The sequence below is a fragment of the Carboxylicivirga sediminis genome, from assembly GCF_018156225.1.
Classification (GTDB): domain Bacteria; phylum Bacteroidota; class Bacteroidia; order Bacteroidales; family Marinilabiliaceae; genus Carboxylicivirga; species Carboxylicivirga sediminis.
In genome coordinates this window covers 25,806-47,761 of the sequence record NZ_JAGTAR010000012.1, presented here as the reverse complement: position 1 = coordinate 47,761, position 21,956 = coordinate 25,806, and the positions used below count along the sequence as shown (strand labels likewise).

Here is a 21,956-nt window from a genome sequence, read left to right as displayed (position 1 = left end):
TTCATAGAGGTATATAAATTGATGACTTGTTGTATTTAACGCATTGTAAATGATCATTTTGCGTTTGTTTTAGAATTCATTACGCTATATAAAGCATTGTATAATAATAATTAATGGAAGATTAATTAAATCATGGCATTATTATCACTCTCTGCTATACACTCATATTAATAATAACTGCTCTTTAATGAGGTTTAAATGGAAGACAAGTGCAGTTTTGTAACGGATACATTTGTAGATTACATGAAGATGATTTACATTTGTACTGTTGCACGAAGTCAATGTTGTAACCGCGAACTATTGTTGCTATTGGTTATATTTGTAAACAACCACATACTGCAGTAACCAAAATTAAGCTTGTAAACTAATGAAAGAACGTATTGAGGCTATTATAAAACACGAACGCTTAACACCGTCATTATTCGCTGATGCCATTGGAGTGCAACGTTCAGGTATATCACATATTTTATCAGGTCGTAACAAGCCCAGCCTTGACTTTCTTAATAAACTACTGGGGCGTTTTCCTCATATTAGCGGCGATTGGTTGATAACAGGACAGGGAACCATGCTTAAAAACGCTGTTTCACTCCCCAAAGAGGAGGCTCAGTTACAAATGCCTATGACAGGAGAACAAGTTAAAGAAAGTCCTAAAAAGAGCTTTAAATTGCCTAAAAAGGAGGTGAAGGAAGAAGAGGTACCAGCGTATAAGCCTCTAGAAAAGCCTCAAACTGCCCAGAATCTGGCACAAACCGTTGCTGCAGTTGATGGTAAAAGCATTGAACGCATCATCGTTTTTTATGCGGATAAAAGCTTTGTTGAATATCGCCCAGAATAGGCTGTTTCTATTGTTTTTGATAGCCATTTAAGCACTTAATAGGAGATGACAGCGTGTATGTTATTTAGGCGCGTGTTGTGGTTTAAACTTATCTTATCCATCGTCTTTTCTAATGATAATAGACGCCTATTTATGTACCTTATCAAAATGTAACCAGGAGGATTCGTATTAATTACTCAGTTTTGTGTATCTTTGTCCAATTTTGGGATTGTTACAAATGTAAACAACAATTCTTTTATTTGTACAGTATTAATAGTAATAAAGATACATGAAGAAGTACATCGATGATTTTAAGGTCATTAAAAATGAACGCTTAAATTACGAGTATGTCATCTTAACGCTACAGCATCCTGGTAAACTACCGGCGATGATGCCAGGTCAGTTTGTCGAAGTGCGGGTGGATAATGGGCCTAATACCTTCCTCCGACGACCTATTTCCATTCATGACATTGATGAAGCAAATAACACCATGAAACTGCTGGTGCAGGAGATTGGTGAAGGCACCAAATTGATGGGACAGCTTAAGGAAGGTGACAATTGTAACTTAGTTTACCCGCTGGGTAATTCCTTTTCTCTGCCTGAGAAGCCACGCGTTTTGCTGGTAGGTGGCGGTTGCGGTATAGCGCCTTTATTATTTATGGGCCGCCATTTAAAGGCCAATGGTATTGAACCACAGTTTCTGCTGGGAGCGCGCACAGAGGAAGGCCTGATTGCTCTAGAGGCTTTCAGAGAATTGGGGCAGGTGCACACTACCACCGAAGATGGTTCGGTAGGTACTAAAGGCTACGTGATTCACCACCCTGTGATGCGCACGCATGAACCGGAGATTGATATGATTTATACGTGTGGGCCGGAAGCAATGATGAAGGTGGTAGCCAAATATGCCCGTAACCATAACATTAAATGTGAGGTATCGCTCGAAAATCATATGGCTTGTGGTTTTGGTGCTTGTTTATGCTGTGTGGCAGACACCATTGACGGGCATAAATGTACGTGTACGGATGGTCCTGTTTTTGACTCAACTTATTTGAAATGGTAGATTTACAGATAGATTTAAACGGATTAAAGCTAAAAAATCCGGTGATGACAGCGTCCGGAACCTTCGGCTATGGTGAAGAGTTCATGGATTTTTTCGATATCAGCTGTTTGGGCGGTGTATTAGTAAAAGGTACTACACTGGAACACCGCGAGGGCAATGCTTATCCACGTATGGCCGAAACGCCGCAAGGGATGTTAAACGCTGTAGGCCTGCAAAATAAAGGCGTACACTACTTTGCCGAGCACATATACCCACGCATTAAAGATTACGATACGCATATGCTGGTGAATGTATCTGGTTCAACCATAGAAGACTATATTAAAACAGCAGAGGTGGTGAATGAACTGGATAAGATTCCTGGTATCGAGCTGAATATTTCGTGCCCGAATGTGAAGGAAGGCGGTATGGCATTTGGTACCAGCTGTCCATCTGCTGTATCGGTGGTAGAAGCTGTACGTAAGGTGTACAAGAAGCACCTGATGGTGAAGCTATCGCCAAACGTAACGAACATTGCGGAGATTGGAGCCGCAGTGGAAGGGGCTGGTGCCGATTCCATCTCATTGATTAATACCCTGCTGGGCATGGCCGTTAATGCGAAGACCCGTAAGCCGGTGTTGAGCACAGTTACGGGTGGTTTATCCGGTCCGGCTGTGAAGCCTGTTGCTTTGCGTATGGTGTGGCAGGTATCACAGGTGGTAAAGGTGCCGATTGTGGGTATGGGTGGTATCATGAATGCCACTGATGCAGTTGAATTTATGCTGGCTGGAGCCTCAGCCATTCAGGTGGGTACGGCCAATTTTATTGATCCTTGTGTAACGGCTAAGATAGTTGATGGACTGGAACAATACTGTCAGGAGCATGGCTTTTCTAAGGTCAGTGACCTGGTTGGTGCTTTAGAGGTGTAAACCATTCAACGATTTATTGATATTAAGCTCACTTTATTGTGGGCTTTTTTTGTGTGAAGCTGATTTACAAAAGTAAACAACATGCATTGTGCTGTATTTGAGACTTTAATTACACTTGTAAACTATTGAGTAGAGTAAGTTGTATTTACATTTGGCAATTGCTTATTAGGAGTATAATAATAGTTTGTTTTAAGCTCACAAAAGGCCACTGTGCTCTTTATAGTTTTTTGAATAGGCCAATGACAAATATCTCTGCTAATAACCTATATAGCAGCTAAAGTCTATAAACAAAAAAAGCCCCTTAATACGGAGCTTTGTGGTGACTCAGCAGGGATTCGAACCCTGGACCCACGCCTTAAAAGGGCGTTGCTCTACCAGCTGAGCTACTGAGTCATCCTTTGCTTTTGCGCTTGCAAATATAGACCTTATGAGGCATATGCACAAGTTTTGTATAATATTAATCAAGATGATTTTACTTACTGGATAATCAAGCTTTTTACCCACTGGCACTTAAGAACTGATTATTTTTATTGCGAAGGTTAATTATGGGCTTAAAATAGCGCCTGATAATTGGCCAGCGCTCCGGGTATTGCTCTAATAGCTGTAATATTCGCACCCTGTTTTTGCGCAATGCATCTGAGATGGCAGGTGCTGATATGGGCTTTTGCATTGTAGCTCCAACATCTGCGCTGGTAATGGACTGTCCTTGCTGTTGTAAATACGTTGCAGCATCCTCCAGGCGGTCTAGTATCAGCATGGCCCTGTTTTGCTGATTACTAGCTAAAAAAGTCTTTGATACTTGTTGGTGAGCTGACTGTTGGGTTAGTTGAATGTAGCTTGCCTCGATCATCAATTCATCACCTGTTGCCGGATTATAAAGTTTACATATGTAATCTATACAATTGTCAATTGCAACTTTGCATACCTCGTAAGTGTGTTCGCCTGAAAGTAGTTTGTCGCGAGCCTGTACAGATATAACATAATTAACGCCATCTCTTCGGCTTGATTCAAGTAAATATGTATCTAACCAGTTGTTTTTCCACTCCTTTAAAGACTCTGATTGCTTGGTATTATCTAATTGATTGGCATTCAGTAGGCTTCTGGTGGCTTCCTTAAAGCTCTCTGATTCCTCTCGCACGGAATAATAATTGCCAAGGGTAATGCTGGCAAACTGACTGGCCATTTGGCCGATAATGGCCTTATGCGAAGTCTCCAGTTTGCTTTGATTGCCCGAAATACCAAAATTACTGCAGTCATTCCTGAAAAACAGATACGATAAAATCGTTGTCTCGCGGCTTCTGGTGCGCACCAATAAAACCAGGTAATGCGACTCTGAGAATAAGTCGAGCTGATTAAGCTTTAAGGTATCCTGGCTGACAAATGGCAATAACTCGGGTCGCAACCATTGATGGCTTATCTTTTCTCTCGAGATGTTTTTTAATTTTTGCCTGGCCTCATCACCGATATTAAGTGGAGTAATGATACCATGCATTTGTTGATGCCATTCCAGACCTTCCACTTGTTTATCGCTTTCATAAAAGGTTAATATTCGATCAAGGCCACTTAAGAAACTCTGCCACTGCCGCATTAAAAAAGCTGCAGGATGTGTGTGGATAGTATTTGTGGCAGGTGCGTGTCGCATTAATTGATTCTTTGACTAACAAAGGTATAAAACTTAAGTATAAACTTAAGTAATTACTTAAGTTATTAAGTAGTCTTAAGCAACTTTTTTTGTAATAAAAATTGCTTAATAAGTTTATAAATGTCTAATATATAGGAGATATTTGAAATTATATTGGTTTACTGTTTTAGTACTGTACTGGAAAATATAAGTAATTAATTAAGTAATTATGGTTTCATATCACGTATTCATTGAAAGACTGGCTGACTGGTTTATGCTGTTATTTTTGGATCCAGGTTATTTAAATGACATGGAGACTGAGGTAAACAGGCATCGTGTCATAGCAAAGACAAAGAAGGTTATTATTGGATTTAAACGGCCCATCTTGGAACTCAGCAATGTTTTGAAAGAAAAAGTTACAAAGTGTGGTAAAAGTGTTTTGCACATCTGCCAGCAAGCGATAATAATAGTGCCTGAACTGATGGTGCAGCCATTGCGCAGTCAGGCCCTTATGGCCCAGTGGCTATACTAAAAAGTCACCTACCTGAGCAGATGACCTTTCACTAAACATTAGATGCTGGAAATATCATTAATTAAATACTTCCTGCTCTCCTATATAGCCTTCCTGAATAACTGTCATCCTGATGTTTTGGCTATTAACAACACTGGCTTTCAAAAGAATGGCTGGCACCAGGCGTTTGCCGTTATTAACGGTGATATTCATATTGGAAGGTGCTTCGCCATCAGAAATTTTAATGGCCGCATTGGCAGCCGCAAAAGCTAACGATTCAATAGGTTTATAAATAGTGATGGTTTGATTGCCGGCAACAATATTGCGCACGGCCATGATATCGGCATCCTGCCCGGCCAAAAGAACTTTACCGGCTTTATTGTGTTCTTTGAGTGCTGTAATGGCACCTGATGCTAAGGCGTCATTGCCACAGATAATAGCATCTACCTCATTTTTGTCTTTTAAATAGGTGCTTAAAATGCGATAGGCCTCATCGGGCAGCCAGAAGTTGCTGAATTCGTCTAACACAATATTAATATCACCCTTATCTACCAGTGGCTGTAGTACATTCATCCAACCTAAACGCAACAGATAGGCATTGTAATCGCTGGTTGGACCGCTTATTAGCAGGTAATTGCCGGTAGGAGCTATTTTTGTCAGGTAATCAGCCTGAAGTTCACCAATATTAATGTTGTCGGTCGAAATGTAATAGTCCAGGTTACAGTTCTTAATCAGGCGATCGTATGATATTACAGGAATATAGTTTTTGTGGGCCAGCTTGACAATTTCACCGGCTTTTTCTAAATCAACCGGCACAACCACCAGCACGTCCACGCCTTCATCAATCAGCTTTTGTGCTTGTTCCACCTGCTTATCTGGATCTGAGTCTGCTACTTCAACATAAGGAATGCCACCCAGCTCCTTCACCTTTTCTTCAAACAGGGCCTTGTCTTTATTCCAGCGTTCTATTTCAAGGCTATCCATTAAAAAGCCTACTTTGGGTTTCATCTCGCAGGACGAAAGGATGAACACCCCCAGAAGGCAAATGGCAAACACATATTTTAAGGCATTGATTGAAAGCCATATTGGCGTGTTTGAATGGTTTTTTGCCACTATCCTGGCAGGTAGCTGCCCATCTCTATTGGGAAGGGTATCAACGGTCATGTCTTGTGTTTTGACGATTCTTTTCATACCGGATATTTTTGAGGTGGATAAATTTGTATTTAATTTACAACAAATGCCGGTTAAAGTAAAGTTCAGAACTGGCTATTATCTTGAAAATATGATTTTAAAAAGGAATAAATGTTAATTGAAAATCAACACTATAGAACGGTTTGGTATGATGATACAACCAGACAGGTGGCCATGATTAATCAGAATAAGCTGCCTTTTGTGTTTGAGCTTGTTTATTTTAAGACCTATCAGGAAACAGCTGAGGCTATTCGTGACATGACTGTAAGGGGCGCTGGAGCTATTGGTGCTACCGCCGGTTTTGCCATGGCACAGGCTTTTGATACCACAGGCGACCTTGTGAAAATACAGGAGGCTCGTGCATATATTGAAGCGACACGTCCAACAGCTGTTAATCTGTTCTATGCTACTGAAAAGGTTTTTAATGCTGGCAAGGAGCATAGAAACTCAGCTATGGTTGCAGCACAGCAGATTGCAGATGAAGACGCAGAGGGGTGTCGTTTGATTGGTGAATATGGGAACACCCTCATAAAACCATCCGGGAGAATACTGACTCACTGTAATGCCGGCTGGCTGGCCTTTGTGGATTACGGGTCGGCACTGTCACCGGTATATGCGGCGCATAATGCAGGCAAGCAACCCTTTGTATATGTGGATGAAACCCGGCCAAGAGGTCAGGGAGCTCGACTGACGGCCTATGAACTGGAGCAAAACAAGGTAGACCATCGAATAATCGCTGACAATGCCGCTGCTTACTATATGGCTAAAGGTGCTATTGATATGGTAATTACCGGCGCCGATAGGATTACGGCCAATGGTGATGTGGCTAATAAAATTGGTACCCTTGAAAAAGCTATTCTGGCCAAGGAATTTGGCATTCCGTTTTATGTAGCAGCTCCATTCAGCACCTTTGATTTTAATACGCCTTCTGGTGATATGATTGTAATAGAGGAAAGGAGCGATGAGGAATTGCTCTATCATGAAGGGCCGGATGAGCATAATATCATACGCAAGATTCGTATGGCTGCTCCTGGATCTGCAGGGCTTAATCCGGCTTTTGATGTCACACCACATCGCTATATAACGGGCTTTATCACCAATCGTGGTATCATACGCCCTGATGAGTTAAAAGGCTACCAATAAAAAAACAAACAGTTTTGTAGGTGCTTTGCTTATAAATTAATAAAAAAATAGGGGTTGTAATTTTGATTTAAATTATATATCCCTATTTTTGCAATGAAATCACTCATTCGTGACCGAAAAATAAGATGAATTATATCATTACAAATATTACTACTTCTACAACTACCCCTTGGGGGGTATAGCTTATTATTTCATCCGGTCATTTCATTTTTTTATTTATAAGTTTTTCAACCTAATCTGTTGTGGTTAGGCATTGATTATTTTGATTTTGTAAAGCTCACTATATGAAAGTTTTAAAATTTGGTGGTACATCTATGGGCAGTGCCTCAGCTATCCGTCAGGTACAAGCGATTGTCAAGAGCCAGTCAGAACCTGTTGTTGTTGTCGTTTCAGCCGTCGGAGGAATTACCGATAGGCTAGTGTTGGCTGCCAATACAGCGGTAAGGGGCGAGGACTACCAGAACATAATTGAAGAGGTAGTTAAGAAACATGCCACCATCGCACAGGAATTATTTGAAGACAATGGTCAGGCAGATCTTCATAGCTCGTGTCAGGATGTATGGCAAGAGTTAAGGCAAGTGCTCAAAGGGGTTTACTTAACGCGTGAATTAAGCACCAAAAGTTACGATACAATAGTGGGTGTTGGAGAGCGCCTGTCATCTGTTTTTTTAAGTCAGCTTATTGATGGTGCCAAACTGTTTGACAGTCGTCGTTTTATTATGACTGAAGCCAATGGCAAAGGTCACCATGTTAAATACAATGAAACCATGCAAGCCATTGGCGAGCTAAAATTTTCGCTAAGCAAGGTGAATGTCTTTCCTGGTTTTATAGCAGCCAATGCCGATGGCGAAAACACAACGCTTGGAAGGGGAGGTTCAGACTATTCGGCGGCTTTACTGGCTGCAGGTCTGGAGGCGAAAGCGCTGGAAATATGGACGGATGTTGATGGATTCATGTCGGCCGATCCGCGTGTAATAAAACGGGCCTACTGCATTGAACATCTGAGTTATGCAGAAGCGATGGAACTGTCGCATTTTGGTGCTAAGGTGATTTACCCGCCAACTATCATTCCGGCTTTACAAAAGCAAATCCCTATTAAAGTTAAAAATACATTTAATGCTTCGGCAAGAGGCACTTTAATTGATGATCAGAAGGATGAACAACAGCGCGTTAAAGGTCTGTCGTCTATAAAAGATGTGGCATTATTGACGCTACAGGGTAATGGTATGATTGGGATCACTGGTATTTCTATGCGCATGTTTAGTGCACTAGCCAGCCATAATATAAATATTATCCTTATCTCACAGGCATCCAGCGAAAGCAGTATTAGTGTGGTACTGGCCAATGAGGATGTAGAAGTGGCCAGGTTGGCCTTAATAAAAGAATTTGATAAAGAGATTGCCCGCCGCGAGATCAATGGAGTTTCTATTGATAAAGATATGGCAGTGGTGGCCATTGTTGGAGAGGGCATGAAACATGCACCAGGTGTGTCGGGCAAATTATTTAGTGACATAGGGCGCAATGGTATTAATATATATGCTATTGCCCAGGGGGCTTCAGAACTGAATATTTCATTTGTAATCCATGCACGCGACCTGAGAAAGTGCCTCAATGTGGTGCATGAGTCGTTCTTCCTGAGTGCTTATCAGGCTATTCACCTGTATCTGGTGGGTGTTGGTACAGTTGGTAAGAACCTGCTGCAGAAAATCACACGTCAATCAGAGCGCTTATTAAAAACCGAGCATCTAAGCATACGTTTAGCTGGTTTGGCCAACTCAAAGCAAATGATATTCAACGATAGGGGACTGGAATTGGAATCTGCCCTTGAAGTGCTTCAGGAGGCTAGTCCGGGAACAATAGACCAGTTTGTGGAGCAAATCATTGCCAACAACCACTCAAACAGTGTATTTGTAGATTGTACAGCCAGTGCACTGGTGGCTGAAAAATACCAACGATTACTGGAAAACAATGTATCTGTGGTGACAGCCAATAAGATAGCTGGCTCATCAAGTTATGCACGTTATGAACAACTGAAGAAAACAGCTCGTCAGAAAGGGGTGAAGTACCTGTTTGAAACCAATGTGGGAGCTGGCTTACCAATCATTAACACCATTAATGGTATGGTGCAGAGTGGTGATCGCATCCTGCAACTGGAAGCAGTGCTGTCGGGCACCTTGAATTATATCGTCAATAATGTCAGCGCAGATCGGCCCCTGTCAGAAGTAGTACTCGAGGCGAAAGAACTGGGCTATAGTGAGCCTGATCCACGTATTGATCTGAAAGGAACAGATGTGCTGCGTAAACTGCTGATTTTGGCACGTGAAAGTGAATATGCCCTGGAGGAGCAACACGTAGAGATCAAGCCATTTGTGCCTGCCGAGTATTTTACAGATGAGGCTGTGGAAGGGTTTCTGGAGCGTTTGAAGGCATACGATGCTACCTTTGAAGCGATGCGCGCCGAAGCTGACGCAAAAGGGAAAGTCATTCGCTATGCGGCCTCACTCAAAGAGGGGCGTGCCCGGGTGGGATTTATTGAAGTGGATGCCCATCATCCGTTTTATAATTTGGCGGATAGCAATAATAAAGTAATTCTCCGATCAGATTATTATTACGAGCATCCAATGGAGATAAAAGGCTACGGGGCCGGAGCAGACGTGACAGCTGCCGGTGTTTTTGCCGATATTATTAAAGTAGTGAACCTTTAACCTTAAACGAAATAAGCACATGAAACATCTTGTAATACTGGCAGATGGCTTTGCCGATCAACCAATCGAACGCCTGAATGGCAAAACGCCGATGATGGTGGCTAATACACCTCATATCGATCAGCTATGTGAGAAATCGGGTTGCGGTTACCTGAAAACGGTGCCTGATTCATTACATCCGGGCAGCGAAGTGGCCAATATGACTATTATGGGCTATGATGCCGAAAGATACTATCAGGGACGAGGCGTGTTGGAAGCGGCAGCTCTTGGGATTGATATAGGACCCACGGATCTGGTGTTTCGCTGTAATCTGGTGACCGTGGAAGCAGCTAAGCTGCTCAACCATTCTGCCGGCCATATTGAAACGGAAGAAGCGCGGGAATTAATCAATGCCTTGAATGAGTATTTGGGTACTGAGCGGGTTAAATTTTATGCCGGCGTAAGTTATCGTCATGTGATGGTGATAAAGGGTGGCAAAAATGGCGTAGAATGTACGCCACCTCACGATGTACCTGGCGAGTTTGTTGAAACAATCCTACCCAAGCCCTTTGAAAGTAATGATACCGTTAAACTGCTGCGCCAGTTAATGTTTGCTTCCAATGAACTGTTGAGTGAGCATCCGGTAAATGTGCGCAGGCGCGCTAAAGGATTGCCCGTTGCCAATATGATATGGCCCTGGTCGCCTGGTTTCAAGCCAGCCATGCCCACCATGAAGGAGCTATATGGCATTGAGCAGGGAGTGGTGATATCGGCGGTTGATCTGATTCATGGATTAGGCCAGCTGGGAGGACTGCAATCCGTTTTTGTAGAAGGAGCAACTGGCTTGTATACAACTAACTATACGGGCAAAGCACAAGCTGCTCTAAAAGCATTAAAGGAGGGGGCCGACTATGTGTTTCTGCATATTGAAGCACCTGATGAAGCTGGTCATGAAGGTGATGTGGAGTTGAAAATAAAAACGCTGGAGGATATTGATCAGAAAGTGGTGAAGCTGGTGCTTGAATATCTAAGTAAGGATGGCGAAGATGTGAGTGTGGCTTTTCTGCCCGATCATCCAACACCATGCGAGATAAGGACACACACGCGGGATCACGTACCTTTTATGATCTACCGGCCTGGGGTGGCCCCCGATAAGGTGAAGGAATATAATGAAGAATCGGTAAGCAATGGTGTATTTGGTTTTATCGATCAAACAGAATTTATGCAGGTATTATTATCCGGAAAAAAGTAAACAATGCAATATTACAGTACAAATAATCCATCTGTTAAGAGTGATTTAAAGAGGGCCGTCATTAATGGTTTGGCAGCTGATAAAGGCCTGTTTATGCCAGAGTTAATCCCGGTTTTACCGGATGATTTTTGGAAAGCTTTGCCAGATATGTCATTGGGCGAAATAGGCTTCCAAACCTTAAAGCACTTCTTTTGTCCTGAGATTCCCGAAGACGAGTTCAGGCAACTAACAACAGAAGCATTTAATTTTCCCATTCCGTTGGTGCCGGTCACCGATAGAATTGGTTCATTGGAATTATTTCATGGGCCTACCTTAGCCTTTAAAGATATAGGTGCCCGTTTCCTGGCACGGGTTATGGCGCGTTTTACCAAAGACACAGGTGCAGCGGTAAATGTGTTGGTGGCTACATCGGGTGATACGGGCAGTGCTGTTGCCAATGGCTTCCTCGGAGTAGAAGGGGTCAATGTATTTGTACTTTATCCCAAAGGGTTGGTGTCGGATGTCCAGGAAAAGCAATTCACCACCCTGGGCCAAAATATTACAGCCATAGAGGTGGATGGCACCTTTGACGACTGCCAGCGGCTGGTTAAAACTGCTTTCATGGATGATGAACTTAAGAAAAGTATGCAGCTGACCTCGGCCAACTCCATTAACCTGGCGCGTTTTCTGCCACAGATGGTTTATTATTTTTCAGCTTATGCACAGGCGCTTAAGCAAGGGCGCAAAGAAGTTAAGTTGTGTGTACCCAGTGGTAATTTCGGTAATTTAACTGCCGGATTAATTGCTTACAAGATGGGCTTGCCTATTAAACGTTTTGTAGCTGCTACCAACTGTAACGATATTGTTCCTAAATATCTGAATACGGGTAATTATCAACCTGCCCCGAGCATTGCTACACCGGCCAATGCCATGGATGTAGGTGATCCAAGTAACTTTGTTCGGATACAGGAGTTGTTCCATCATAAGTTATCGGATATTAAAGCGGTTGTAGAAGGTGTGAAGGTGGATAATGATACAATTTATTCAACCATTCGTTCGGTATTCAAGACGTCTGGTTATGTACTTGATCCGCACGGAGCCATTGGCTATCATGCTATCAAAGATAAATTGGACACCAATGCTTACGGTATTTTCCTGGCAACTGCTCACCCGGCTAAATTCCCTGAAACGGTAGAGGAGGTGATTCAGCAGAAAGTGGAACAACCAGAACGCCTCAAAGCATTTTTAGATGGTCAAAAGCAAGTGGAAAGTGCCTCGGCTGACTATGGTGATTTGGTAAAAATCCTGCTGGGCCACGCCGGACGTAAGTAGGCATGTGTTAAAAAATCCTGCTAATCTTTAATATATTTTTAAAAAAAAACTATTTTTACGACCGTTGAAATCAATTGTATCAATAAAATAGATTAAAAGAATTTTATTATGAAGTATTTAGCAACTTTATCTCTTGTGTTAATGGTAGCTTTCGGAGCTTATGCTCAGGAAGAAAGTGCGGCAGAATTGAAAAATCAGGGGAATGAAGCTTTAAGAGCGAAAAATTACAAAGGCGCGTTGGAGTTATTTGAAAAAGCAATTGCAACTTGGGGCGAAGAACCAATGGATGAAGCCATGGTTTACAATGCAGCTACTTGTGCGCGTAAAATAAAAAATTACGATAAGGCCATTAACCTTTACGGCGAGTCTAAGAAATTAAACTACAAAGCTGACGTTTCTACCTATTACATTGCTTCAGCATTGAAGAGTGCTGATAAAGATGCCGAAATGGAAAAAGTGCTTTTAGCCGGTATTGAAGAGTATGGCACAAGCAAGTACGTGGCACATATGAAAAAGATGTTGGCTGGTTATTATGTGAAAGAAAGTAACGAACTTTACACCAAAGGGCAGGGCATCTTAAATACACGTGTTGATGGTAACCGCGATGAGTGGGATGCTATTAAAGAAAAAGCTAAGGTTGTTTTGGATGAAGCAGCTGATTTAGCTAAGAAAGCTTTGGAGTATGATGCAGCTAATAAAAATGCACAAGCCATCTTAAGCGGAATTGACACTTTCCTGGCTAGCTAAGAAAGAATAAAAATAGTTGAAAGCGGCAGTCTGATTAGGCTGCCGCTTTTTTTTGGTATCATTCTTGGTGAATTTCTAACTAACTCAGTTATTTTTGTAGCTCAACCCCTAAAAACAAGAAGTAAATGAAACAACTGTTATCAGTGCTGTTACTCACCGGCTGTGTGAGTGCACTATTCGCGCAAAATGCGGATGTAATGAAGAGTGATGCTATCATGCAGGAGAGTCAGATGCAATACCTCGCTGCTGCCGAATTGTATGAAAAAGCTGCTCAGCTCTATGAATCAGATGGTCATACGGATGCCTTCTCCTGGTTCAAAGCTGGTCAAAACTATGCAAAGGCTAAAGCTTATCAAAAGGCCGTGACCATGCTGGATAAGGCACAGACAAGCGGTTATTCCGAGGCAGAATTGTATCTGTCTATGGGGGATGCTTTTGCCGGCACAAAGCAATTTGATAAAGCAGAAAAGGCCTTAATCGATGGGCGCAATCAGTTTGCAAGCCAAAAGGCTGAATTCACCAAAAAGCTGGGCTATCTGTACTTTAACTCTGAGCAATATGAAAAAGCGGTGACATCCTTAAGTGAAGCTATTAGCGAGGAGCCAGGCAATTATATGTATCACTACCTCTTAGGTTCATCTTATGAGCGTTTGAAGGATTATGCTAAAGCTACAGAGGAGCTTGAAAAAGTGGTGGCTTTACAGCCCAATCACCTTAACAGTATTAAGAAGCTCGGTGTGATCTACTTTAAGCAAACTGACCATCTCTACAGCAAAGAAACAAAACGCTATGAGGCTATGAAAAACCCGAGTCGGGTAGATTATCACAACTCAACAAAAAAGCTGGAGGAGATTGCTAAAGGGTATAATAAAGCCTTACCATACCTGGAGCAGGCGCACCAACTTTCGTCTAAGGACAAGGCTATAATCAGCTGTTTGAGTATTGCTTACAGACGATTGAAAATGGAGGATAAGGCCAGCCAAATGGCAGCCTTGTTAAAATAATCCAAAATAAATAGCACAAAAAAAGCTGCCTGTGGGCAGCTTTTTTTGTGCTTGGAAATATTTCTATTCTTCCTTTTTCTTCGATAGTTCAATAATGGCAGTGGTTATTTTTTCTTCTTTATCGTCATAATCCACCTTAATAATATCACCTTCTGATACGGACGCCTGGATAATGACCTCGGCCATTTCATCTTCCAGGTATTTTTGGATGGCACGTTTCAGAGGACGCGCACCATACTGAACGTCGTAGCCTTTCGAAGCAATAAAGTCTTTGGCTTTATCGGACAGCTCCAGTTTGTATCCCAGAGCTTCCACGCGGTCATACAGTCCTTTTAGTTCAATATCAATAATCTTGTGAATGTCCTCTTTTTCCAGGTTATTGAAGATGATAACATCATCAATACGATTAATAAACTCAGGCGCGAACGCTTTTTTCAGCGCTTTCTCAATAACCCCTTTAGCATGATCACGGTCTGAGATACTACTGGCCGGGGTAAAACCAACTCCACGGCCAAAATCTTTCAGTTCGCGCGTACCGATGTTCGAGGTCATGATGATAATGGTATTTTTAAAGTCCACTTTTCGACCTAAACTATCAGTCAAACGACCTTCATCCAGCACCTGAAGCAGTAAATTAAAGACATCTGGATGAGCTTTCTCAATTTCATCCAAAAGCACCACTGCATAAGGGCGACGGCGTACCTTTTCGGTTAGTTGACCACCCTCTTCGTACCCAACATATCCCGGAGGGGCACCTACTAATCGCGACACAGAGAATTTCTCCATGTATTCGCTCATATCAATGCGAATAAGTGCGTCGGTTGTATCAAAAAGATACCTGGCCAGCACTTTTGCCAGGTGGGTTTTACCAACACCGGTTGGTCCTAAAAAGACAAAAGAGCCAATGGGGCGGTTCGGATCTTTCAGTCCGGCCCGGTTACGTTGTATGGCTTTTACAATCTTTTCAATGGCGGTATTCTGGCCAATGACCGATCCATTTAACTCTTTACCCATCTTCAAAAGGCGGAAGCCTTCGGCCTGGGCTACTCGTTGTACCGGTATACCTGTCATCATGGCTACTACTTCTGCCACTTTTTCAGCATCTACGCTCTCACGGTGTTGAAGCAGTTCTTCTTCCCATTTACTTTTGGCACTATCCAGCTCATCAAGCAGCTCCTTTTCTTTGTCACGGAAGCTGGCCGCCAGTTCAAAATTCTGGGCTTTTACGGCTTTGATCTTATTCTCCTTAACCTCGTCAATGTTGTTTTCAATCTTCAGGATGGTTTCGGGCACTACAATATTGGAAATATGTACGCGCGAACCAGCTTCATCTAAGGCATCAATGGCTTTATCGGGCAAATGCCTGTCAGAGATATAGCGCTCAGTCAGCTTAACGCAGGCCTCCACGGCTTCCGGTGTATAGCTCACATTGTGGTGGTCTTCGTATTTCTCCCTGATGTTATTCAATATCTCCACGGTCTCTTCAATGGTCGTCGGTTCCACCATTACCTTTTGGAATCGACGCTCCAGGGCACCGTCTTTTTCAATGTGCTGACGGTATTCATCCAGTGTAGTGGCACCAATGCATTGTATCTCACCACGTGCCAGGGCTGGCTTCAGCATATTGGCCGCATCCAGCGAACCAGTGGCGCCACCGGCACCTACAATGGTGTGTATCTCATCGATAAACAGGATAATATTCGGATTGCGGCTTAACTCGTTAAGAATGGCCTTCATACGTTCCTCGAATTGCCCCCGGTACTTGGTGCCGGCAACAATAGAAGCCAGATCAAGGGTTACCACACGTTTGTCAAAAAGTACCCTGGACACCTTCTTTTCATTGATGCGTAGAGCTAAGCCTTCGGCGATGGCTGATTTACCAACACCCGGCTCTCCAATCAAAATGGGGTTGTTCTTTTTGCGACGACTTAATATTTGTGCCAGTCGTTCAATTTCTTTTTCTCTGCCAACGATGGGGTCCAGTCGATTTTCTTCCGCAGCTTTGGTGATGTCAATGCCAAAGTTGTCCAAGACAGGTGTGTCTGAACCTGTTTTGGCACTAGCTTTACTGCCTTCGCCACCCGAACCGGAGCCCGATCCGGAAAAGGGGCTATCCTGATCGTCATCCTCCGGATAGTCGGCCTTGGCCAGGGGAGCTTCTTGCTCAAGTATTTCTTTAACCCGCTGGTAATTAATATTTTCTTCTGCCATAATTTCCCATATTATACTGCTCTTTTCTTTCAGAAGAGCGATTAGTAAATGGCCTGTATTAACACGCTTACTTTTTAAGGCTTTAGCTTCGAGGTGAACCAGTTTTAATACTCGTTCGGCTGATTGTAATAATGGCAGATTATCGCTTTGGATGGCCTCCTTTTCTTTCAGGTGCTCATCTAATGCATATTTGATGCGCGAAATATCGGCATTCAGCCATTGCATTATTTCCATGGCAACACCTTCACCGTCACGCAAGATGCCAAGCATCAGGTGTTCTGGCGATATGAAATGGTTACCCAACCTTTCAGCTTCTTCCTTACTGTATGAGATCACGTCTTTAATACGTGGCGAAAAGTTTAAATCCATATAATTGTTTGAATCTATTTATTACAAAACAAGCTGCCGGCTCTCTTGTTTGGCCGACAGGTAAAAAAAATGAACAAGAATCGTGCAACAAGCGAAAGAACAGCCTATGAACTGCAAAACCTGACAATTGTGCAGCTTCTTGTCAATGGATGAATTTAATTATTCTCCTTGCAATAATCAAAAAATGTTGAAAACATTCCTGCGGTGAACCTGCTTTTTGCCTGTTGATAAAATGTGTTAATAATCGTTTTTCCATCTAATCGAAATTACTTAAATTAGTGCGTTCAAAAAATGGCTGATACAAGCCATTTTTTATTGTAATAGATTATATAAAAACAAACTCATAAATGACTGAAGGAGAAAAAATAATAAAAATCAACATTGAGGAAGAGATGAAGTCAGCCTACATCGATTATTCGATGTCGGTGATTGTTTCGCGTGCCTTACCTGATGTTCGTGATGGAATGAAACCGGTTCACCGCCGCGTTTTGTATGGGATGAGTGAGCTGGGATTAGCAGCCAATAAGCCGTATAAAAAATCTGCCAGAATTGTAGGAGAGGTGCTGGGTAAGTTCCACCCACACGGCGATTCATCGGTTTATTTTGCCATGGTAAGGATGGCTCAGGACTGGTCATTGCGCTATCCTTTGGTTGATGGACAAGGAAACTTCGGATCGGTTGATGGAGACAGCCCGGCGGCGATGCGTTATACGGAGGCGCGTTTAAATAAGCTGGCGGAAGAAATGTTGGTGGATATTGAAAAAAACACCGTCGATTTTCAATTGAATTTTGATGACTCTATTCAGGAGCCAACAGTTTTACCTACACGCATCCCCAACCTCTTAGTCAACGGGGCATCAGGTATTGCAGTGGGTATGGCTACGAATATGCCGCCGCATAACTTGCGCGACACGATTGACGCCACCATTGCTTACATCAACAACAATGACATCGAAATTGATGAGTTGATTGATATTGTTAAGGCCCCTGACTTCCCGACAGGAGGTACGATCTATGGTTACCAGGGTGTTAAAGATGCCTTTAACACTGGTAAAGGACGTGTGGTGATCCGTGCCAAAACAGATATTGAGATGGAAGGCAACGGTCGTGAGAAGATTATCATTTCAGAGATACCATACATGGTGAATAAGGCCGAGCTGATCATGAAGATTGCCGACCTGGTGAATGATAAAAAGATTGATGGTATCTCCAATGTGAATGATGAGTCAGACCGTCAGGGTATGCGCATTGTGATTGACTTGAAGAAGGATGCAATTGCCAATGTGGTGCTGAACCATCTATATAAGTATACGGCCATGCAAACCTCTTTTGGGGTCAATAATATTGCATTGGTGAATGGTCGTCCACAATTATTGAATCTTAAGGGATTAATCAAGTGTTTTGTGGAGCACCGTCACGAAGTTGTGACGCGTCGTACACAATATGAATTGGATCAGGCCGAAAAACGCGCGCACATCCTGGAAGGTTTGATTATTGCCAGTGATAATATTGATGAAGTGATCAAAATTATCAGGGCTGCTAAAACGCCTGATGAAGCGCGTGAGAACCTCATAAAGCGCTTTGAGTTAACGGATATACAGGCACGTGCCATTGTGGAAATGCGCCTACGTCAGTTAACCGGACTGGAGCAGGATAAACTGCGTGCTGAGTATGAAGAGCTGATGAAGGAGATTGCCCACCTGAAAGATATATTGGCCAACTTTGAATTGCGCATGAGCATTATCAAAGAAGAGCTGGAAGAGGTCAAAGCTAAGTATGGTGATGAGCGTCGTACAGATATCGTTTACAGTTCTGAAGAGTTTAACCCGGAAGATTTCTACGCTGATGAAGAAATGATCATTACCATTTCTCACCTGGGCTATATGAAGCGCACGCCATTGGCTGAGTTCAAAACGCAAAACAGGGGTGGTGTAGGCTCAAAAGGTTCCAACACACGAGACGAAGACTTTATTGAGCACATCTATCCGGCTTCTATGCACAATACCATGCTGTTCTTCACCAAAAAAGGACGCTGTTTCTGGCTGAAAGTTTATGAAATACCGGAAGGTACAAAGAACTCTAAGGGTAGAGCCATTCAGAATTTGCTGAACATCGATCCGGATGATACGGTGAAGGCATTTATCAAGGTGAAGAAGCTGAATGATGAGGATTACATCAATTCGCACTACATCATGATGGGTACCAAGAAAGGTGTGGTTAAGAAGTCATTATTGAAAGATTACTCTCGTCCGCGTGTGAATGGAGTAAACGCTATTACCATTAAAGAGAACGATGAGCTGTTGCAGGCCCGTCTCACCAATGGACAGTCTGAAATACTGATGGCTACACGCTCAGGTCGTGCCATTCGCTTTAACGAAACACAGGCCCGATGCATTGGCCGGACAGGTGCAGGTGTGCGTGGTATAACGCTGGCTTCAGAACATGATGAAGTGGTTGGCATGGTTTGTGTGAAAGATACAGAAGCTGAAGATATTCTGGTAGTGTCCGAAAAAGGATATGGAAAACGTTCCAAAACGGAAGATTACCGGGTTACCAACCGCGGTGGTAAGGGGGTAAAAACCATGAATATCAGTGAAAAAACCGGTGAATTGATCACGATTAAAAACGTGACTGACGATAACGATTTAATGATTATTAATCGTTCGGGTATTGCTATTCGATTATCAGTTAGTGAGATGCGAGTAATGGGACGTGCTACTCAGGGCGTTCGATTAATCAATCTGAGCAAGAAGCAGGATGAAATCGCATCGGTAGCTAAAGTAACTTCAGAAGCGGCCATTGAACAGGAAGCTTTTGAACAGGAGGATAACGATGATGTGGTAACCGAAAATACTAAGGAACAAACTAACGAATGAGGATAAATACTATATTTGCCTCACAAAATCAATCTAAAACTTTTTGAAATGAAAAGATTAGCGCTATTTGCAATTTTAATGTTCAGCATCTCAGCTGTATTTGCCCAAAAAGGTAAAGTATCAGCTGCCAGTGGTTATTTGGACACAAATGACGTAGATGCTGCAAAAAAGGCAATTGACCAGGCTATTGAGAACGAGAAATCAATGAACTGGCCTAAAACATACATCATTGCTGCCAAAGTTTATACTGAGTTGGCTAAATCCGGACAGGATGCTGATGGTATCAAAAAAGCGGTGGATTTCTACAAGAAAGCCATTGAGCTTGACCAAAAAGGTGATGAAAAAGGTAAGGGAATTGGTAAATATGAGAAAGAAATTAAGCTTCAGCTGACATTCTTCAAGCCTGACTTAACTAACTCGGGTATCGAAGGATTTAATACTGAAAATTTCGAGCAGGCTTTATTTGCTTTCGAAAATGTATTGTATATCAATGCTTTACCAATGTTCCAGGAAGAAGCCCCAGGTATTGATACAGCTATCGTATACAACTGTGCATTAGCTGCTTACAATGCCAAGGACTGGAACAGAGCTGAAAAGTATTTCAACCAGTCAATTGACTTAGGCTACGGTGGTGGTGATGCTGTATTGTTGTTGGATCAGGTGTTTGATGCATCTGGTGACAGCACAAAAGTAGCTGAAAACCTGCAGCGTGGTTTCCAAAAATATCCTGAAGATGAGCGTATTTTAACAACACTGATTCAGTACTACCTGGATGCTCAGCAGAATGATGCTGCTTTAGAATACCTGAATACAGCCATCGAAAAGGATCCTGAGAATCCATCATTCTACTATGCGCGTGGTGTTCTGTATGAGAGCATTGATAAAGATGAAGCCATTAAGAACTATGAAAAGTGTTTAGAAATTGACAACAAGTTTTTCAATGCGCTTTATAACATTGGAGTTATCTATTATAACAAAGGTGTTGAGCAGCAAAATGTAGCCAATGATAAAACAACCACAAAAGAATTCAATGCAGCTATGAAAGTGGCTAACGAATTCTGGGAAAAATCATTACCATACATGGAAAGTGCTCACGAAGTGCAGCCGGAAGAAGCAGCCGTTCTAGAAACTTTAAAAGGTTTGTATTACCGCTTCGAGAGAATGGACAAGTACAATGAAGTAAAAGCTAAGATTGACGCTTTAAATTAATAAAGAAGGTAGCCGGTTTAATCGCCGGCTATTTTTTTATATTTTAAAAATAACATAATATCAAATATAAGACAGGGGTATTGGTGCTTTGGCCAAAGCCAAATTATAAGCATAGGCATACGACATTGTGGTAATTGAAATAAAATCAGTATTGCTCTTTAATAAAGCCTCTGAGAATTGAATATCTCATTCGTATCTGCATAAATCCACGTACGTGCCAATCTCAGCGAATTTTAAATGGCTTAAATCCTTAAGAGTATGTGGTAAACAATGCACTAAGTGCAAACAGATTTTCCTGAGTGGATGTATGGTTTATAACAAATACGGGTAAAGCTAAAATTATAAGTCCGGTAATTGTGCCTGTTTAAGTCAGAACGTCTGAACAGGTTCAGCACTGAATAGATTATTTGAAAGAATACTAAATGAGTCTCATAAGAAAGCCGCTGAGTAAACGTTATTAAACAGCGGCTTAGGTTGTAGAATCCGGGAAAAGATAAAGTTTGCAGCAATTTAGGTATTTGAAGTATTATTTATCTTAGTATATATACCTAGTCAATAAAAGACTTGAGAGTCTGTTTTGTCACAGAAGTCAAATTGTATACATACCTCACACATTAAAACTCGTATCCGAATTTTGCAAGAGTATTTTATGTAAAACAGATAAAATAACAGCTGAGTATTGCCATTCACAACTGTTTAAGTTTAATCTTACGTAGTGGTTGTTTGGAAACGCAAGGAATACAAACCCATGTAATATCAGTCTCAATACTATCATGTCAGGATTTATTTTTGCACTCATTGCATGATATGGCCAATCTTCGGCTTTCAACTGTTATAACAATGACCATTTTTCGCGCTTTTTCACCTTCAATATGCCCTATAATTTATTAACAAAGCGTTTCAAAACCTACATTTTTATTAAATTCGCATGTAAATCAAGAGAGAGGTTTTGGACAAATACCAGAAATTGCAATTATTTACCAATTATATACTAGCTGCTGCCCTATCTAAGTTAGCTCATGTAAGTCATAAAATCTTGCATAAATAC

Annotated in this window: 15 protein-coding genes and 1 tRNA gene; 12 read left to right on the top strand and 4 right to left on the bottom strand. The window is 42.0% G+C overall.

Annotation, left to right across the window (positions count from 1 at the left end; translation table 11 throughout):
- Nucleotides 1-367 precede the first annotated feature (367 nt).
- From KDU71_RS09400 to KDU71_RS09390, 3 genes are all read left to right on the top strand, one after another.
- Nucleotides 368-835: a helix-turn-helix domain-containing protein gene (locus KDU71_RS09400; RefSeq protein WP_212190047.1), complete on the top strand. Its 468-nt coding sequence runs from the start codon at nucleotides 368-370 to the stop codon at nucleotides 833-835.
- Nucleotides 836-1,103: 268 nt separating this feature from the next.
- Complete coding sequence (locus KDU71_RS09395; protein WP_212190045.1) at nucleotides 1,104-1,874, top strand: dihydroorotate dehydrogenase electron transfer subunit; 771 nt, start codon at nucleotides 1,104-1,106, stop codon at nucleotides 1,872-1,874.
- On the top strand, nucleotides 1,868-2,779 hold the full coding sequence (locus tag KDU71_RS09390; protein WP_212190042.1) for a dihydroorotate dehydrogenase: 912 nt from the start codon (nucleotides 1,868-1,870) through the stop codon (nucleotides 2,777-2,779). The genes KDU71_RS09395 and KDU71_RS09390 overlap by 7 nt, the downstream gene beginning before the upstream one ends.
- A gap of 317 nt (nucleotides 2,780-3,096) precedes the next feature.
- On the opposite strand, the gene KDU71_RS09385 is transcribed toward KDU71_RS09390, so the two are convergent.
- Together KDU71_RS09385 and KDU71_RS09380 are read right to left on the bottom strand one after the other, a co-directional pair.
- A tRNA-Lys gene (locus KDU71_RS09385) sits at nucleotides 3,097-3,172 on the bottom strand.
- Between the two features lie 103 nt (nucleotides 3,173-3,275).
- Nucleotides 3,276-4,421, bottom strand: a complete 1,146-nt coding sequence (locus tag KDU71_RS09380) for a hypothetical protein (RefSeq protein ID WP_212190035.1) — start codon at nucleotides 4,419-4,421, stop codon at nucleotides 3,276-3,278.
- Between the two features lie 208 nt (nucleotides 4,422-4,629).
- Here KDU71_RS09380 and KDU71_RS09375 point away from each other — a divergent pair, with 208 nt between their 5' ends.
- Nucleotides 4,630-4,932 carry a hypothetical protein gene (locus KDU71_RS09375; protein WP_212190033.1) on the top strand — a complete coding sequence of 101 codons (303 nt, stop codon included), beginning with the start codon at nucleotides 4,630-4,632 and terminating at the stop codon, nucleotides 4,930-4,932.
- 57 nt (nucleotides 4,933-4,989) lie between these two features.
- Here the strand turns inward: KDU71_RS09375 and KDU71_RS09370 are convergent, their stop codons facing one another.
- Nucleotides 4,990-6,102, bottom strand: coding sequence for a substrate-binding domain-containing protein (locus KDU71_RS09370; RefSeq protein ID WP_244828328.1), 1,113 nt, complete (start codon nucleotides 6,100-6,102; stop codon nucleotides 4,990-4,992).
- A 111-nt stretch (nucleotides 6,103-6,213) separates the two neighbouring features.
- Here KDU71_RS09370 and mtnA point away from each other — a divergent pair, with 111 nt between their 5' ends.
- The 6 genes from mtnA (at nucleotide 6,214) to KDU71_RS09340 (ending at nucleotide 14,243) form a co-directional block, all read left to right on the top strand.
- Nucleotides 6,214-7,245: an S-methyl-5-thioribose-1-phosphate isomerase gene (gene mtnA, locus KDU71_RS09365; protein ID WP_212190031.1), complete on the top strand. Its 1,032-nt coding sequence runs from the start codon at nucleotides 6,214-6,216 to the stop codon at nucleotides 7,243-7,245.
- 284 nt (nucleotides 7,246-7,529) lie between these two features.
- Nucleotides 7,530-9,950, top strand: a complete 2,421-nt coding sequence (thrA, locus tag KDU71_RS09360; protein ID WP_212190029.1) for a bifunctional aspartate kinase/homoserine dehydrogenase I — start codon at nucleotides 7,530-7,532, stop codon at nucleotides 9,948-9,950.
- A gap of 19 nt (nucleotides 9,951-9,969) precedes the next feature.
- A complete protein-coding gene (locus tag KDU71_RS09355) occupies nucleotides 9,970-11,181 on the top strand; it encodes a cofactor-independent phosphoglycerate mutase (RefSeq protein WP_212190027.1) in 1,212 nt (403 codons plus the stop codon).
- Between the two features lie 3 nt (nucleotides 11,182-11,184).
- Nucleotides 11,185-12,492 carry a threonine synthase gene (thrC, locus tag KDU71_RS09350; protein WP_212190025.1) on the top strand — a complete coding sequence of 436 codons (1,308 nt, stop codon included), beginning with the start codon at nucleotides 11,185-11,187 and terminating at the stop codon, nucleotides 12,490-12,492.
- A gap of 108 nt (nucleotides 12,493-12,600) precedes the next feature.
- Nucleotides 12,601-13,239, top strand: a complete 639-nt coding sequence (locus KDU71_RS09345) for a tetratricopeptide repeat protein (RefSeq protein ID WP_212190023.1) — start codon at nucleotides 12,601-12,603, stop codon at nucleotides 13,237-13,239.
- Nucleotides 13,240-13,364: 125 nt separating this feature from the next.
- Nucleotides 13,365-14,243 carry a tetratricopeptide repeat protein gene (locus KDU71_RS09340; RefSeq protein ID WP_212190021.1) on the top strand — a complete coding sequence of 293 codons (879 nt, stop codon included), beginning with the start codon at nucleotides 13,365-13,367 and terminating at the stop codon, nucleotides 14,241-14,243.
- Nucleotides 14,244-14,306: 63 nt separating this feature from the next.
- Here the strand turns inward: KDU71_RS09340 and KDU71_RS09335 are convergent, their stop codons facing one another.
- Nucleotides 14,307-16,823, bottom strand: a complete 2,517-nt coding sequence (locus tag KDU71_RS09335; protein ID WP_212190013.1) for an ATP-dependent Clp protease ATP-binding subunit — start codon at nucleotides 16,821-16,823, stop codon at nucleotides 14,307-14,309.
- Nucleotides 16,824-17,170: 347 nt separating this feature from the next.
- Here KDU71_RS09335 and gyrA point away from each other — a divergent pair, with 347 nt between their 5' ends.
- Together gyrA and KDU71_RS09325 are read left to right on the top strand one after the other, a co-directional pair.
- Entirely contained in the window at nucleotides 17,171-19,699 is a 2,529-nt protein-coding gene (gene gyrA, locus KDU71_RS09330; RefSeq protein WP_212190011.1) for a DNA gyrase subunit A, read from the top strand.
- A 48-nt stretch (nucleotides 19,700-19,747) separates the two neighbouring features.
- Nucleotides 19,748-20,908, top strand: coding sequence for a tetratricopeptide repeat protein (locus KDU71_RS09325; RefSeq protein ID WP_212190009.1), 1,161 nt, complete (start codon nucleotides 19,748-19,750; stop codon nucleotides 20,906-20,908).
- Nucleotides 20,909-21,956: the final 1,048 nt, after the last annotated feature.